16 protein-coding genes and 1 rRNA gene are annotated in these 14,827 nt (G+C 45.7%); 16 read left to right on the forward strand and 1 reads right to left on the reverse strand.

The features are described from left to right. From BLQ13_RS25415 to BLQ13_RS25485, 14 genes are all read left to right on the forward strand, one after another. On the forward strand, positions 1–633 hold the full coding sequence (locus BLQ13_RS25415; protein WP_090924499.1) for an MBL fold metallo-hydrolase: 633 nt from the start codon (positions 1–3) through the stop codon (positions 631–633). Positions 634–1,401: 768 nt separating this feature from the next. Then, positions 1,402–1,932 (forward strand): RNA polymerase sigma factor SigY, encoded by a 531-nt coding sequence (sigY, locus tag BLQ13_RS25425; protein WP_308723229.1) that lies wholly within the window; start codon positions 1,402–1,404, stop codon positions 1,930–1,932. Position 1,933: 1 nt separating this feature from the next. Beyond that, a complete protein-coding gene (locus BLQ13_RS25430) occupies positions 1,934–2,272 on the forward strand; it encodes a YxlC family protein (RefSeq protein ID WP_090924501.1) in 339 nt (112 codons plus the stop codon). Further along, complete coding sequence (locus BLQ13_RS25435) at positions 2,265–2,489, forward strand: hypothetical protein (protein ID WP_090924502.1); 225 nt, start codon at positions 2,265–2,267, stop codon at positions 2,487–2,489. The genes BLQ13_RS25430 and BLQ13_RS25435 overlap by 8 nt, the downstream gene beginning before the upstream one ends. A gap of 161 nt (positions 2,490–2,650) precedes the next feature. Then, positions 2,651–3,034 carry an ATPase gene (locus tag BLQ13_RS25440; RefSeq protein WP_090924503.1) on the forward strand — a complete coding sequence of 128 codons (384 nt, stop codon included), beginning with the start codon at positions 2,651–2,653 and terminating at the stop codon, positions 3,032–3,034. A gap of 173 nt (positions 3,035–3,207) precedes the next feature. Next, positions 3,208–3,495, forward strand: a complete 288-nt coding sequence (gene gatC / locus BLQ13_RS25445; RefSeq protein WP_090924504.1) for an Asp-tRNA(Asn)/Glu-tRNA(Gln) amidotransferase subunit GatC — start codon at positions 3,208–3,210, stop codon at positions 3,493–3,495. A 27-nt stretch (positions 3,496–3,522) separates the two neighbouring features. Then, positions 3,523–4,980, forward strand: a complete 1,458-nt coding sequence (gatA, locus tag BLQ13_RS25450) for an Asp-tRNA(Asn)/Glu-tRNA(Gln) amidotransferase subunit GatA (protein ID WP_090924505.1) — start codon at positions 3,523–3,525, stop codon at positions 4,978–4,980. A gap of 26 nt (positions 4,981–5,006) precedes the next feature. Beyond that, on the forward strand, positions 5,007–6,446 hold the full coding sequence (gatB, locus tag BLQ13_RS25455; RefSeq protein ID WP_090924506.1) for an Asp-tRNA(Asn)/Glu-tRNA(Gln) amidotransferase subunit GatB: 1,440 nt from the start codon (positions 5,007–5,009) through the stop codon (positions 6,444–6,446). A 135-nt stretch (positions 6,447–6,581) separates the two neighbouring features. Then, positions 6,582–7,049, forward strand: coding sequence for a GNAT family N-acetyltransferase (locus BLQ13_RS25460; RefSeq protein WP_090924507.1), 468 nt, complete (start codon positions 6,582–6,584; stop codon positions 7,047–7,049). Between the two features lie 33 nt (positions 7,050–7,082). Further along, entirely contained in the window at positions 7,083–7,793 is a 711-nt protein-coding gene (locus BLQ13_RS25465) for an MgtC/SapB family protein (RefSeq protein ID WP_090924508.1), read from the forward strand. Positions 7,794–8,006: 213 nt separating this feature from the next. Beyond that, the gene (locus tag BLQ13_RS25470; RefSeq protein WP_154960138.1) at positions 8,007–8,546 is read left to right on the forward strand and encodes a hypothetical protein; all 540 of its coding nucleotides are present in this window, start codon (positions 8,007–8,009) and stop codon (positions 8,544–8,546) included. A gap of 31 nt (positions 8,547–8,577) precedes the next feature. After that, the gene (locus BLQ13_RS25475; protein WP_090924510.1) at positions 8,578–9,999 is read left to right on the forward strand and encodes a DUF4097 family beta strand repeat-containing protein; all 1,422 of its coding nucleotides are present in this window, start codon (positions 8,578–8,580) and stop codon (positions 9,997–9,999) included. Positions 10,000–10,156: 157 nt separating this feature from the next. Further along, complete coding sequence (gene perR / locus BLQ13_RS25480; protein ID WP_090924521.1) at positions 10,157–10,582, forward strand: peroxide-responsive transcriptional repressor PerR; 426 nt, start codon at positions 10,157–10,159, stop codon at positions 10,580–10,582. A gap of 148 nt (positions 10,583–10,730) precedes the next feature. Continuing rightward, positions 10,731–12,461: a glycosyl hydrolase family 18 protein gene (locus tag BLQ13_RS25485; RefSeq protein ID WP_090924522.1), complete on the forward strand. Its 1,731-nt coding sequence runs from the start codon at positions 10,731–10,733 to the stop codon at positions 12,459–12,461. Between the two features lie 249 nt (positions 12,462–12,710). On the opposite strand, the gene BLQ13_RS25490 is transcribed toward BLQ13_RS25485, so the two are convergent. Then, positions 12,711–13,088 carry a DUF2614 family zinc ribbon-containing protein gene (locus BLQ13_RS25490; protein ID WP_090924511.1) on the reverse strand — a complete coding sequence of 126 codons (378 nt, stop codon included), beginning with the start codon at positions 13,086–13,088 and terminating at the stop codon, positions 12,711–12,713. 131 nt (positions 13,089–13,219) lie between these two features. Here BLQ13_RS25490 and BLQ13_RS25495 point away from each other — a divergent pair, with 131 nt between their 5' ends. Both BLQ13_RS25495 and BLQ13_RS25500 read left to right on the forward strand, forming a co-directional pair. Then, positions 13,220–14,098, forward strand: coding sequence for a nucleotidyltransferase-like protein (locus tag BLQ13_RS25495; RefSeq protein ID WP_167375848.1), 879 nt, complete (start codon positions 13,220–13,222; stop codon positions 14,096–14,098). Between the two features lie 510 nt (positions 14,099–14,608). After that, positions 14,609–14,827: ribosomal RNA gene (locus tag BLQ13_RS25500) — 16S ribosomal RNA — on the forward strand; the annotation flags it as partial.

Consider the following 14,827-nt stretch of genomic DNA (forward strand, 5'->3'; position numbering starts at 1 on the left):
ATGCTTAGTATTCGTACATTTACGCTCGGGCCGTTGCAAACCAATGCCTACCTGTTACAGGGCGAGGACCCGGGTAAAGCTGTTATAGTTGACCCAGGCATGAATCCTGGCCCGCTACTCAAGGCTATTCAGGATCTGGAGATTGAAGCGATTCTTCTGACCCATGCTCATTTCGATCATATCGGCGGTGTGGAGGAGATTCGTAAGCTGAAGGGCTGTCCCGTCTACTTGCATGATCTGGAAAGTGACTGGCTGACTACGGCCAAGTTGAACGGGTCGTTGAATTGGCCGCAAGTCACACCACCAATCACGGCGAATCCGGCAGAGTTTGCCTTGGATGAAGGTCAGAAGCTGCAATTGATTGGTCACACGTTTCAGGTATACCATACGCCAGGACATTCTCCAGGGAGTGTCAGTCTCCTTTGCGAAAATGATCTGTTTGCTGGAGATGTGTTGTTCCGCATGGGCGTAGGGAGAACGGACCTCACAGGTGGACGTGAACGCGATCTGGTGGACTCCATTCAGAATAAGTTGTATCGTTTCCCGGATGAGGTTAAGGTATATCCGGGACATGGTCCCAAAACAACGATAGGGTATGAGAAAAAGAATAATCCTTACGTTCCTGCCAGATAATTCGACAGAATATATGAATTAAGTCTGGACAAGTGTCAGCTTTTTCATTAGAATAGCAATTAGTTATTACAAGCGTTAAGGCATCACTTAACTAAAGCGTTGAATAGAAATACCCTAACTTGCGAAGCACGCAGACTGTGGTCTATACCCGGTTTGCGTTCTTTTTTTGTTTTCAGCCTTTTTTTAGCTGAATTTAGAAGAATATAAGGAATAAATATTCATAAGCGAGAGTGAGGGAGAACGATGTGGAGAAAATAAACATGTTACAGACGCAACAGCCAGAATACACATGTCTTGATGATCGCCGACTTCAATTACATTCCGTCATGAATTCCGTTATTAAGGAAGCGGTTCATCAGAAAGCATACATACCTAATAGCAGTTTGAGTCCAATTCATAGAAATAAACATTCCCATTGGAGTGTAGGTCATCCTTGTACTGACTCAGATCATTCCATTTTAAGAAAAGCAAAGCAAGGCAGCTCTGAACAGGGGCATTCTAAAATTGTTTGTACTAAACCAGATCTCAACTTTCAGCAAAATATATGGACCAGTCATGTGTTGCAGAACGGAGCCCGAGATCAGCGGTGGTTCGACAAACTGCAAGATTATCGAAATGGAGTCTGATTGCCCGGGAAATTGTCGTATTCATATTACTCCAAAATCGAAACGATAAAGTCCTTCCCAAAAAAATATTTCATTTAGCGTTGAACGTTTGAACGGAGTCTATCGTATTACCTCTAGATTGAACAGGAAGCGGGTGATCATCATGATGAGAACGGCTGAATTGGAGGAAGTGCGCAGAGCGGCAGAGGGCGATGACAGTGCACTTGCAGCACTACTACAGCGACATTACTCGTTTGTTTATAAATATCTTGTGAAAGTTACGATGGATCCTAATCTAGCTGAAGAGATTGTGCAGGACACCATGATTCGCTGTATGGAAAATATTCGGCGTTATGATGGTACATCAGCGTTTTCATCATGGATGATCACCATCGGAACTCGTATCTACATTGACAGAATCAGGCGGAAAAAGAGGGAGCAGAGCTGGCTTGACCTGATTCGCCATCAGGCAATCCGTCGTTTTCGCTGGCAACTCGAAAGTCGAAACGAGGAATGGACAGATGTGATGGACGCGATGACGAGGCTAACCCCTGAGCATCGTGTTACTGTGCTGCTGAAACATTATTATGGTTATAGTTACGATGAGATCGGCGATATGCTGGGCATACCTGCCGGAACGGCAAAGTCTCGGACAGCTTATGGTCTCCGTCAATTAAGAAAGGAGTTGGAATAACATGAGCAGATCGAATGAGTCACAGGACCAGGAAATCGTGCAGCGATTACAACAGTCTATGAAAGCACTGGATGATGTCTGTGAACCTGCTGATATTCCATCCTTGGCAACACTCGAATCCCGTGTAAGGGAACAAAGACGTATCAAGCGCAGAGCCAATCTGGTTGAGATCATCTGTTTCTGGCTTGTCGCGTTGATGGTAATTACACTGGCGACGTTGTTGTTTGTTTCTTCTCCTGCCGTATATTTGGGTATACAAGTTCTGGGCACAGTCATTGCAGTTATAGCAGCTGCATTATGGTTGGTCCGGCACCGGAAGGAGACGATGCATCATGAATAGATTGCATTATTCGTTAGCAGAGATTCCTCCGGTTTTGCTTGTATTCCTTGCGCTTTTGTTGTTGTTTCAAGGAACTTGGATTTTTCTGGACGCACGTAAACGAGGTCGTTTTCCTTGGTTATGGGGATTGTGGGGCATTACTAGTGTTCCAGGTCCACTGTTAATTTACTGGTTAGTTGTCATTCGTACAGACATGAAACGACACAGCAAGAAGTGAACATAACAGATGATATGGGAACGATCGGGGTTGTCATGAGGAAAACCCCAAAAGATTTTGCACAAATATGTTGTTTAAATCTAGTATTCCTAGACATCGTTATTCTTTTCTAGTAGACTATACAAATAAATATGAATGATAGACTACCAGGAGGTTAGGCGATGCTACGATTAGGAGAGAAAGTTGTCATCGTCGCGGATGCGTTTGAGCAGAATCTTCCTGTGGGGGAATATGGATACATCATCGCTTATGACCGGAATCCGGACAATGCGTTCGATTACGTGCTTCGAGTGCCGTTGGTTAATCGGAACTTTTTTGTTCCATCCGGCGACATCGATCTGGAAGAGGTTCTGCTGAAGCAGGAAGCTGAGCGGGTCGAGCGAGAAGCGTTGATAGATTACGCCCTTGCGACACATAATGAGAAGCTGTTTCATCAACTGATGAACGGGGAGCCTCAAGCTGTGGAAGAGGAAGAAGAAACCGCGATTGATGTAATGTCTCAGGCGGATTTTATAAAGCAGGTTAATCTGCGTGCATGGATTTAAGGACTAGTATTTCAGGAGTCGGCTAATGCCGGCTCCTTTTTTGCATTTGCATTGAATTGTCGAACTAACTCACCTATAATGAGAAAAGTTATCTTGGGACTTTAGCCCGTTAAACGAACGCTTCGTTTGCAGGTTTGTCTCAGGCAAAGAACGATTGAAGGAGGCATCCGGTAATGAGTATTTCGAACAATGACGTTCAGCATGTGGCCAAGTTGGCTCGGCTCAATCTAACTGCTGAAGAAGAACAGACGCTGACAGGTCAACTGAACGCGATCTTAAAATATGCAGAGAAGCTGAACGAGCTGGACACGGACAATATTGAGCCAACAACCCACGTTTTGCATGTCAGCAACGTGATGCGTGAGGATGAAACCAAGGAAAGCCTGTCCATAGAACAGGTGATGCACAACGCACCAGATGAAGAAGATGGGCAGTTTAAAGTGCCTGCTGTGATGGAATAACGGATAATTGGAAGGAGGACAAGCACTGTGAGTTTATTTGAACAATCGTTGCCTGAGTTACATAACAAGCTGCACGCCAAAGAACTATCGGTCAGTGATCTAGTGGATCAGGCGTATCAGACTATCGGCGCGCATGACGACAAAGTGAAGGCTTATTTGACACTGGACGAGGAGAACGCACGCGCACGCGCTCGTCAGCTCGATGACCGACTTGTCAGTGGTGAAGAGAAAGGTTTGCTGTTTGGCTTGCCCGTAGGTATCAAAGATAATATCGTGACGAACGGACTGCGTACGACTTGCGGAAGTCAGTTCCTTCGTAATTTCGACCCGGTGTATGATGCAACCGTTGTCGAGAAACTCAAAGCAGCGGATACCGTAACCTTGGGTAAACTGAATATGGACGAATTTGCCATGGGTGGTTCCAACGAGAACTCCAGCTTCTCACCTGTGCATAATCCATGGGCACTTGATCGTGTTCCGGGTGGTTCCTCAGGTGGTTCTGCTGCAGCGGTTGCTGCGGGAGAAGCGTACTTCACACTTGGATCAGACACGGGCGGTTCTATTCGTCAGCCTGCTTCCTATTGCGGAATTGTTGGTTTGAAGCCTACTTATGGACTGGTTTCCCGTTTTGGCTTGGTGGCCTTTGCGTCATCCCTCGACCAAATCGGACCTTTGACCAAAAATGTAGAAGATTCTGCTTATGTATTGCAAGCCATTGCCGGTTATGATGCCAAAGATTCGACATCTGCCAAGGTGGATATCCCGGATTATTTGAGCGGACTGACAGGTGATGTCAAGGGATTGCGTATTGCCGTACCGAAGGAGTACATCGGTGAAGGCGTTGACCCGCAAGTAAAAGAGAAAGTTCTTGCCGCACTCAATGTGCTGGAAGGTCTTGGAGCGACATGGGAAGAAGTGTCTCTGCCGCATACCGAATATGCAGTAGCTACCTATTACCTGCTTGCTTCTTCTGAAGCTTCTTCCAACTTGGCTCGTTTTGACGGTGTACGTTACGGTGTACGTGCGGACAATCCGGAGAATTTGCTGGATCTGTACCACCAGTCCAGAAGTCAGGGCTTTGGTCCGGAAGTAAAACGGCGTATTATGCTCGGAACCTATGCACTTAGCTCCGGTTACTATGATGCGTATTATTTGAAAGCTCAGAAAGTACGCACATTGATCAAACAGGACTTCGATGATGTTTTTGCCAAATATGACGTGATTATCGGGCCTACTGCACCTACAACGGCATTTAAGATGGGGTCTCAGGTAGACAATCCGCTTACGATGTACCTGAACGACATTCTGACGATTCCAGTCAGCTTGGCGGGTGTTCCAGCGGTCAGCATTCCTTGCGGATTCGCAGACGGACTGCCTGTTGGTTTGCAGATTATCGGTAAAGCTTTTGATGAAACAACCGTACTGCGCGTAGCGCATGCGTATGAACAAAATACAGCATTCCACAAGCAGCGTCCGCAGCTGTAGACTGCCCGGAACGGAGGTAATAAGAAATGTCCGCATCTAAATATGAAACGGTCGTTGGACTCGAAGTCCACGTGGAGTTACATACCAACTCCAAAATTTTCTGTGGCTGCTCCACCGCTTTTGGAGCTCCGCCTAACACACACACCTGTCCGGTCTGTCTCGGACACCCGGGCGTATTGCCTGTGCTGAACCGTCAGGCTGTTGACTATGCGATGAAAGCCGCAATGGCTCTCAACTGCACAATCGCCGATGTCAGCAAGTTTGACCGTAAAAACTACTTCTACCCGGATTCACCTAAAGCATATCAGATTTCACAATTTGATCAGCCGATTGGCGAGAATGGCTGGATTGATATCGAAGTCAACGGAGAAACAAAACGGATCGGTATCACGCGTTTGCATCTGGAAGAGGATGCAGGAAAGCTCACACACGTAGATGGTGGTTATGCCTCACTTGTGGACTTTAACCGTGTCGGAACTCCGTTGGTCGAGATTGTATCCGAACCCGAGATTTCTTCTCCGGAAGAAGCGCGTGCGTATTTGGAAAAACTTCGTGCGATCATGCAGTACTGTGATGTTTCTGATGTGAAGATGGAAGAGGGGTCACTTCGTTGTGATGCCAACATCAGCTTGCGTCCACATGGTCAGGAGAAGCTGGGCACAAGGGCGGAGCTCAAAAACATGAACTCCTTCCGTGGTGTACAGCGCGGTCTGGAATATGAACAATATCGTCAAGCCGAAATTCTCGATGACGGCGGAGAAGTTGTTCAAGAGACACGCCGCTGGGATGAAGCTCAGGGCAAAACCTTGTCGATGCGTGGCAAAGAGCAAGCGCATGACTATCGTTATTTCCCAGACCCGGATCTGGTAAAACTGCATATTGATGCCGAATGGAAGGAACGCATCAGAGCTTCCATTCCTGAACTGCCGGATCAGCGTAAAGCCCGGTACACTGCGGATTACAGTCTGCCTAGTTATGATGCCGAGGTTATCACCTCTTCCAAAGCGATTGCAGACCTGTTTGAAGACAGTCTGAAATATACCCAGGATGCCAAATCCGTTTCCAACTGGATTATGGGTGACCTGCTTGGTTATCTTAACACCAATAACCTTGAAGTAACGCAAGTTCCGCTGACGGGGCAAGGACTCGGTGAGATGATCGGATTGTTGGAGAAAGGCACCATCAACAGCAAAATCGCTAAAACGGTATTTAAGGAAATGCTGGAAAGCGGCAAGCTTCCACAACAGATCGTTGAAGAAAAAGGACTTGTGCAAATCAGTGACGAAGGAGCGATCCTCGCCATTGTTGAGCAGGTCGTTGCGAACAATCCGCAATCTGTCGAGGATTACAAGGCTGGCAAACAAAAGGCCATCGGTTTCCTTGTAGGTCAGGTCATGAAAGAAAGTAAAGGCAAGGCGAATCCGGCCCTTGTTAATCAACTGCTCGCAGATGTATTGAACCGCTAATCCTTCCAGTGAGGTCGGACAGAAAGAGGCTCGTCCCTGTGACAGCCTCTTTTTTGGTATAAAGAATTCTGACGCACCGTGTTATTTAGGTTTTAACGGTTTATGAAGTCTGATACGGAGGAGTTGTGCTTAACCATGAGCATTCAAACATTGTCACTACGTGATGAAGATATGTTGGCCCAATTGTGGAGGTTGCAACATATGGCTTACCGATTGGAAGCAAAGATTATCGGATTTCAAGACATTCCACCTTTGCTTGATACGGTGGAAACATTACAGAACTGCGGAGAAACATTTTACGGATGTGTTGATAAGCAGGATGGAGAGTTGCTTGGCGCAGTGGCTGTGATGGAGGAAGAACGGGACACACTAACCATCACACGTATGATGGTACATCCCAACCACTTTCGCAAAGGGATTGCCGCTTCATTAATGAAGCATGTCTTCGAACAACATCCCGATCTGTCGCGTTATATCGTATGCACAGGAACGCTGAATATAGCAGCGGTGAATCTATATATGAAGTTTGGATTTAAACCTGTCGATGCTGCAGAGATCGCACCTGGAGTGGAATTAACGACATTTCATAAGAATAAGCTTTAAGCATGTGAACAACTTAGAGGAGGAACTAGAACGTTGAGCAATCCTTGGTTTATTGATGAATGGCATATTTTGCTTCGTTTATTGCTGGCAATGCTACTTGGTGGACTCGTCGGGCTGGAACGTGAGCGTTCCAATCATGCTGCTGGACTACGAACTCATATTTTGGTTTGTCTTGGATCGGCGCTGATTATGATGCTGTCTATTTATGGTTTTAAAGATTTTGCACATGAATTAAACGTGCGGATTGATCCTGCGCGTCTGGCTACAGCAGTAATCACCGGTGTCGGTTTCTTAGGAGCAGGTACAATTCTTTTCACAGGTAAGTCCATAACGGGACTCACAACCGCAGCGTCGATATGGGTGGTTGCCGCGATAGGTCTTGCCTCAGGGGCTGGCTTCTTTTTTGCCTCCATCGTTTCCACCGTGCTGGTACTCTTAAATCTTTGGGTTTTTAACAAATTAGAGCTGAGGTATTTACGCGGCAATAAGCTGCATGTCATTACCCTTCATACCTTGTCCGAACCAGGGACATTAGAGAAGGTCTCGTCTTTTATGGAACAGGAAAAGATCAGAGTTCGTAAGATTACCGTGAATGAACCAGATTTGGCTTTTGCAGAAGTTGTATCCGTTGAGCGGAAAATAGAAATTGTACTGCATGTGCAAGTGCCGCATGACTTTAAGACAATACAGATTGTCTCCAAGTTAAGACAGTGGGAACACATGACCAAAGTGTCGATTGAATAAAGGAATTCTTAACCCTCTGAGCGCAGGCATGGCAGAGGGTTTTTCTTAATATCCATTTTTATTCCAGTTACTCTTCAGGCGCTTTAGGGTACTATCTAACCAAATGCATGATGAGAGGTAACGGTCATTTTTTGGAGAAAGGAGCATGTTATGAAGAAGGGGAAGGGCCATACAGATCGCGCAAGAAGAGTAAAGACTAGGAAACCCAAGAAGGTGCGGAATAAAACACATAAGTTTATTGCGGGGCTTTTAAGTGCCATTGTTCCGGGCTTGGGACATATTTATTTACGTCTGTACATGCGCGGATTGACTTTTATTTTGCTTGTTTTGCTTGATTTATCCGCTCTGTTATACTTCTCGTCCATCGGCATACAGATCAATGTACCTCTACTGATCTTGCTGGCTCTTTGTATTCCGGTGATTTATTTCTACAACGTATATGACGTATTGCAATCAGCTGATTGGGTTATGCTGCGCAGGCGACGGGCTGTAACACAAGGCAATATGGACAAGCGGCTAGTTGGCGAACGATCTGAGCGGGATCGAATGATGGTGTGGGAACGTGGCATTTCGTTTGGCCTTCTGTTAATTGTGGGAGGTTCACTGATGGTGCTATTCTTCCGTAAACCACGCTGGTTTCAAGATCTGATTGCCATGTATGGCGGCTATTCTTTTGCTATTCTGTTGATCGCAGGCGGCTTATTGCTATTCGGCCGGGAATTTTGGGTTATGTTGCGTAAGAAGAAATTATAGGGTACGGATGTGGACGGAAGGAGGGAAAAGAATGAACCGCAAAATCAGGGTAGGACGTTTTACAGCTGCTTCTCTAATAGCTACTGTTGGTGTACTGCTTATAATGGATAAACAGTGGGGCACAGACTACCTCTACGAATTCGTGGATTGGTGGCCATTTTTGCTTGTGGCTCTGGGTGTGGAATGGATTGTATTGTTCCTGTGGACACGCATGAGAAGTAAACGAGATTTAGATCGTTTGTCCACGCCCGATGAGCGCCCAAAAGCACGTTTTAGACCGGATGCCAAAGGCATTCTGGCCTCTTTGATTCTAACCGCTTCTGTATTTATTGTGACAGAACAAGATCACTACATGCATCTGTGGAACCGCGTCAGTCTTAATCTGGGAGCTGCCTCAATGGACTACAGTCAGGCTGCAGGTTATAAGGAAGATAAGGTCACGATCGGAGTTCCTGTCCGTATGGATACTTCGGATATCGTGGTCGAAGGTGTGAACGGAGATATAACAATCCAGCGGGGAGATACGGATGAGATTAAAGTGAATACCGTTGTCTGGGTCGACCAAGCATCTGAAGTCCAGGCGAAGGCAGTAGCCGCGGCTTCTTTTGTAGAAGCGGAAGGGGATAAGGTCATTCATATTAAAGCGACAGGTAAAGCGTATGGTGAAAATGAAAAAATGCAACCACGCATGAATATGACGATCACCATTCCAGACGACCGCCGTTTCAATCTGGATATCCGCACATCGAATGGTGCCATTTTGTTAAACCGTCCTGAAGCCATCAAGACCATTCTTGCCGAGACAGGCAATGGACGAATTCGGATTACGAATGCGGTTGGCGATATCTCGGGGAAAACGCTCAACGGGGACGTAATCGTAGCGAACGCTATAGGCAACGTGGACATGGATAGCAACCGTGGCGATATGAAAGCACGCGGTGTTTCGGGAGATGTAGATTTAACCACGCAAGTGGGAAATGTCAGCATTACAGACTCTTTTGGCGAGTTTTCAGCTGAAACCCGGAATGGCAATATTACACTGGATGGTGCTAATCTGGGCGTCAAAGCTCAGTCCCTGAATGGCAGTATTAACATTGTTTCCGCTAAAGTCGGTGGAGATTGGGATGTATATAGTGCAGTGGGAGCCATTAACGTTGTGATCCCTGAACGTGGTGATTATAGTCTGTCGGGCTCCAGCAGTTACGGTGATTTGAAGACGGATATGCCGTTCAACGTCAAAAACAAAACGATTGAAGGACAACTGGGTGAGGGAGAATACAGAATCAAAATTGAAGGAAATAGTGATCTGACGGTAGAACGTAATCCGGCAGTTTCTACACCAGAATCCATATTGCAAGATTCTGTGGAAATAAATGGGGAAGGACAGCAGACGACAGGTGAAGGTCAGAATTCCCAAGAGGATACGACCGAAGTTCCTGCATCGCCGCGTTGACAATAAACTTGCAATCGCCGTACAATAAATGTACACTGGCAAGGTTACATGACGTCAAAGAGCGTTTGTCGTTGTGTACAGCCGGGAAATTATACTCTGTATGACAGCGAAGATTCATTTTTTCAAACAGAGAATGAAAGGTAAGGCGGTGGGCTTTATGGCAACACGTGTCCAACATGCGTTGGAGCAGCTCAAAACGACCGGTGTCCGTATTACACCCCAGCGTCATGCCATATTAAACTATTTGATGGAATCGATGGGGCATCCGACAGCCGATGAGATTTACAAGGCACTTGAACCCCAATTCCCTAGTATGAGCGTGGCGACCGTATATAACAATTTGAAAATGTTTCTGGAAGCCGGTATGGTTCGGGAACTGACTTACGGAGATAATTCAAGCCGTTTTGATGCCAATGTAACGGATCATTATCATGTGATATGCGACCAGTGTGGCAAGATTGAAGACTTCAGTTATCCATCGTTAAAGAGTGTGGAGCTTCAGGCTGAGTCAAGCACCGGATTTGAGGTACATGGTCACCGATTGGAAGTATATGGTGTGTGCAAAAGTTGCAGGCATCAATAGAGATGATTTACAATATTAACGTGTGGAATTCAGTATGGATTCTTCACGTTTTTTATTTATACAGAGTTCTGAGAAAAACATCCATGTGAATATATCCATGATTTTTGGGATGTTTACCATCATCTATGGAATTAACGGAGGTAGTCGTTTGGGTAGAAAAAGCAAATATACACGTCGTAAACGACGTTCATTTTGGCCAGGGTTACTTGGTGCATGTTTGGTGGCAGGTGGTGCCTATTGGCTTATTACCAGCGTATGGTTGAATAAGGTCTATGAGGACCCGGATTGGCTCGGGAGAAATCAGCCTATTTTTGTAGATGGACAGCTTATGGATGAGGATGCTTCCGGCACAGGTGGTCAGCTTAAACTGCCCGTGAAAGTGTTGCAAGAAACGGTAGATCCTGGAATACGATACGAACCTGACTCGGGGGATATCATTATCGCTTCTCCGCAGAGAGTGTTGCATATGAAAGAGGGCAGTACCCAGGCTGAACTGAATCATCAAAATTATCCGCTGAAAGTAAAGCCGGAGGTAAAGTCTAATGAGGCGTATATTCCCCTTCAACCGTTGAAGGAGGTGTACGGGCTGGCCGTTCAGGAAGATCCGACAACAGGAGCCGTTATTTTGATGCGCGGTGGAGATACGATCCAGTATGCTACGATTGATACGTTGTCATCCAAAGAAGATCAGACCGTTCCTCTGTATAAGAGCGGAGAAGAGTCGTCCCCCATTCTCACGGATATGAAGCAGAATGTAAGAGTGCGGGTGTGGAAGACGGGAACAGATCAGAGCTTTGTGCAGATGGATAACGGTTATGCCGGTTATGTAGATAATGATCATCTTGTTCTAGGTGAGAAAAAAACGCTGGACACGCCGAAGTTTACACCTACTGCCGCGGAGAAAAAGTGGAAAAACAAACCGGTGAATCTGGTGTGGGAGGCTGTCTACAATCGTCAGCCTGACGTAAGCTCCATTGGCAAGATGCCTGGGGTAAACGTAGTGAGCCCGACATGGTTCCATATTACGGATGGCAATGGCTCAGTGAAAAGCAAAGGAGACCAAGCCTATGTGAACTGGGCGAAGCGTTCAGGGATGGAAGTATGGGGATTGATGGATAACAGTTTCGATCCGGACATCACGAAGGAGGCACTGTCTACCTACGCCAAACGTACACACATCATTGAACAAATGCTGGACTATGCTAAAACGTTCCGGCTGGATGGTATTAATATCGACTTTGAAAATGTATATACCAACGATGGAGCGAATGTTACCCAATTTGTACGTGAAATGAAGGCGATGGCTCGTATTCACGGCCTGATGTTATCGGTGGATGTTACGCCAAAATCAAATAGTGAAATGTGGTCTGCGTTTTTGGATCGTCGTGGATTAGGAGCTTTTGCCGATTATATTGTCGTGATGGCGTATGACGAGCACTGGGCAGCCAGTCCGAAAGCAGGTTCTGTTGCCTCACTGCCATGGACCGAATCCTCGATGCGCCGCATACTGGAAGAAGATGAAGTGCCTTCAGACAAGCTGATTATGGCCGTTCCTTTATATACACGGATTTGGACTGAAAAAGCGAATGAGCAGGGAGAGATCAAAGTTTCCTCCAAAGCGGTAGGTATGAATTCCGTGCAGGAGTTAATTAAAGAGAAGAAACTCAAGCCTGTTCTGGATCAAGCAAGCGGACAAAACTATGTAGAGTATAAGGAAGATGGCGCTGTCAAAAAAATCTGGATCGAAGATGCAGTATCCTTGCAAGCAAGGGTAGATCTTATTTCTTCGTTGAAACTGGGCGGAGTAGCTGCATGGAATAGAAGCTTTGCTAATGCATCGGCATGGGAAACACTCAAAGAGGCTGGTTATTCTAAATAAATTAAAATAAATCGAACTTATTATTCTCATCATTTTCCATATCAAAAAAGACCCGGTAAAGATACCGGGTCTTTTTGTTGGGACGACTACTGTTTCAGAACGTGTTAACAACAGATACACCTGCAACTCTATGCACTACAAACCGCGCTGGATACCGTTTACCCACCTTGTAGGTTGAGTACAGAGTTTAAGAGTGTACGGTGAAGGTTTATGGACAAAATGCATTAATGGGATTTCGGCACCTGTGAGTTACTTGGAAGGCGCGGCTGGTGGAGTAGTTGGTTCCACAGGCGGACTCATCGTATTGGCTTTGTTCGGGTCCATCGTCAGAATCGTATGACAGAACATGCAACGATCTGTTTTACCCAGCATCTTCGTTAACTTGCCGCATTCTGGACAATCGACCTGCACAGCACTGGTTGAGAGCATGCCTGCCCAGAAATAAATGATCAAACTGCCCAGCATGGCAACAAGCCCGATCACAAGGCCGACCGCTGCGATGACCTTTCCGGCATGTCCCCAGAACACAATTCCGGCTGTGCCGAGTATCATTAGGCCCATTCCTAGCATGGTTAACAGCAATCCCCAAGTGCGAAAAGCATTAATTTTTGCTGATTTAAAAATCATAAAAAATGCTCCTATCGTATGAGTAGTATCGGACCTGAAAAAGAAGGAAACATTGTATATCATGTCGAATTACATTATAACTGACTTGGCGCTAAACTGCCATGAATTGTATAAATTGTATGGAGGGAATCGTGGAATTAAAGAACCTTGCTTTTTTGTCCGAGCAGTCGGAAGAGACAGGGGCAGTTGGGGCTATCGCTTATTCCCACCCGGGAGAGCGATTCCACGGCTCCCTGATCCAGGATTTTGACTTGATGGTACTGATCGTGCATAACACAGATCAATCGATGTCAACGGTCGAACATTACAGATACGGAGATCTTCGTTATCAGTTGATCTATGTCAGCCAGTCTGATTTACAGATTACTGCGGTTACGGGAGAACATGATAATCTCATGCAATGCCTTATTGATGGTGAGATTATCTGGGAAACGGGCAACCAGATTAGCGATTTGAGAGAAGAGTTATCTTCGTTCGGGAACGAGTTGCGTGAGCAAAAACTGTTTCACGAGTTTACCAGTTTTCTGAGGATGTACGTTGAGGCGAAGCGTCATATCCAGCAGGGGCATGTTGTGGATGCCTATTACAATGCATTGGAGGCACTGGGCAGCTGGGCAAGGATCGTGCTTATTGAACAGGGCATCTACCCTGATCATGCCGTCTGGACTCATGTGCAGCAATTAGATCGTGCATTATGGAAGCTGTATCAGGAACTGACGGTAAGTTCTGAGACTTTGGAACAGCGCGTGGAGCTTGTATTGCTCGCTTGTGAGTTTTCTGTCATGTCGAAAATGGGAGAATGCTCTGAACTTCTGCTCCGTGTGATTAGAAGCCGAAAAGAGCCATGGAGTATTAATGAACTGGTTCATCATCCTCAATTAAGATTTGTTCGCAAGGACCTGCCGTTGGTACTTCGAAAACTTGTGTTTCGTTCTATAGTTAAAGAATCAGCTGGATGGCCCTCACTAGAAGGGGAAGGCCGGGAAATTCGCTATTGGATCGAGAGTTGATTGATTCTATCAATGAGATAATGTGAAATGGTTTATAAAGGAGGGGTAACCTTCCTTTTTTGTTTGTTTAATAATTTATATGTTTAGGTGTTGACTCTGATCTGGAGATTATGGTACATTATATTTCGTTCCCCAAATGAGTGAATCATCATAAAATGACAAATTCAGTTGAGGAAAAGTGAAGAACATAAAGTGTTAGAAAAGAAATTCAAAAAAAGTTCTTGACGAAAACAAACGAAATGTGTTACATTATTCAAGTCGCCGCCGAAACTTGGTGAGGACGAGAAAGTAAGTAAAACAATCGTGTTTGATCTTTGAAAACTGAACAACGAGTGAGTAAACATTCTGCTTGCAGAATGACGTGAAAGTTTTTGGCACATGCCATCTGGCTGTATGGAAACTGGAACACAAATGAGATTTTCAATCTCGTCAGATTCAAAATGAGCTTATCGCTCTTTTCAATACCCCGATGAGTTTCACAGCGTTTAACGACGCTGACGAAATTCATCTTTATTGGAGAGTTTGATCCTGGCTCAGGACGAACGCTGGCGGCATGCCTAATACATGCAAGTCGAGCGGACTTGAAGAGAAGCTTGCTTCTCTGATAGTTAGCGGCGGACGGGTGAGTAACACGTAGGCAACCTGCCCTCAAGCTTGGGACAACTACCGGAAACGGTAGCTAATACCGAATACTTGTTTTCTTCGCCTGAAGAGAACTGGAAAGACGGA

The sequence above is a fragment of the Paenibacillus polysaccharolyticus genome (assembly GCF_900102085.1).
Taxonomy (GTDB): domain Bacteria; phylum Bacillota; class Bacilli; order Paenibacillales; family Paenibacillaceae; genus Paenibacillus; species Paenibacillus polysaccharolyticus.

Bases quoted from the DNA above. Each gene is read 5' to 3' on its own strand.
- BLQ13_RS25415 (WP_090924499.1), top strand. From the start codon at position 1: ATGCTTAGTATTCGTACATTTACGCTCGGGCCGTTGCAAACCAATGCC.
- sigY (WP_308723229.1), top strand. From the start codon at position 1,402: ATGATGAGAACGGCTGAATTGGAGGAAGTGCGCAGAGCGGCAGAGGGC.
- BLQ13_RS25430 (WP_090924501.1), top strand. From the start codon at position 1,934: ATGAGCAGATCGAATGAGTCACAGGACCAGGAAATCGTGCAGCGATTA.
- BLQ13_RS25435 (WP_090924502.1), top strand. From the start codon at position 2,265: ATGAATAGATTGCATTATTCGTTAGCAGAGATTCCTCCGGTTTTGCTT.
- BLQ13_RS25440 (WP_090924503.1), top strand. From the start codon at position 2,651: ATGCTACGATTAGGAGAGAAAGTTGTCATCGTCGCGGATGCGTTTGAG.
- gatC (WP_090924504.1), top strand. From the start codon at position 3,208: ATGAGTATTTCGAACAATGACGTTCAGCATGTGGCCAAGTTGGCTCGG.
- gatB (WP_090924506.1), top strand. From the start codon at position 5,007: ATGTCCGCATCTAAATATGAAACGGTCGTTGGACTCGAAGTCCACGTG.
- BLQ13_RS25460 (WP_090924507.1), top strand. From the start codon at position 6,582: ATGAGCATTCAAACATTGTCACTACGTGATGAAGATATGTTGGCCCAA.
- BLQ13_RS25475 (WP_090924510.1), top strand. From the start codon at position 8,578: ATGAACCGCAAAATCAGGGTAGGACGTTTTACAGCTGCTTCTCTAATA.
- perR (WP_090924521.1), top strand. From the start codon at position 10,157: ATGGCAACACGTGTCCAACATGCGTTGGAGCAGCTCAAAACGACCGGT.
- BLQ13_RS25490 (WP_090924511.1), bottom strand. From the start codon at position 13,088: ATGATTTTTAAATCAGCAAAAATTAATGCTTTTCGCACTTGGGGATTG.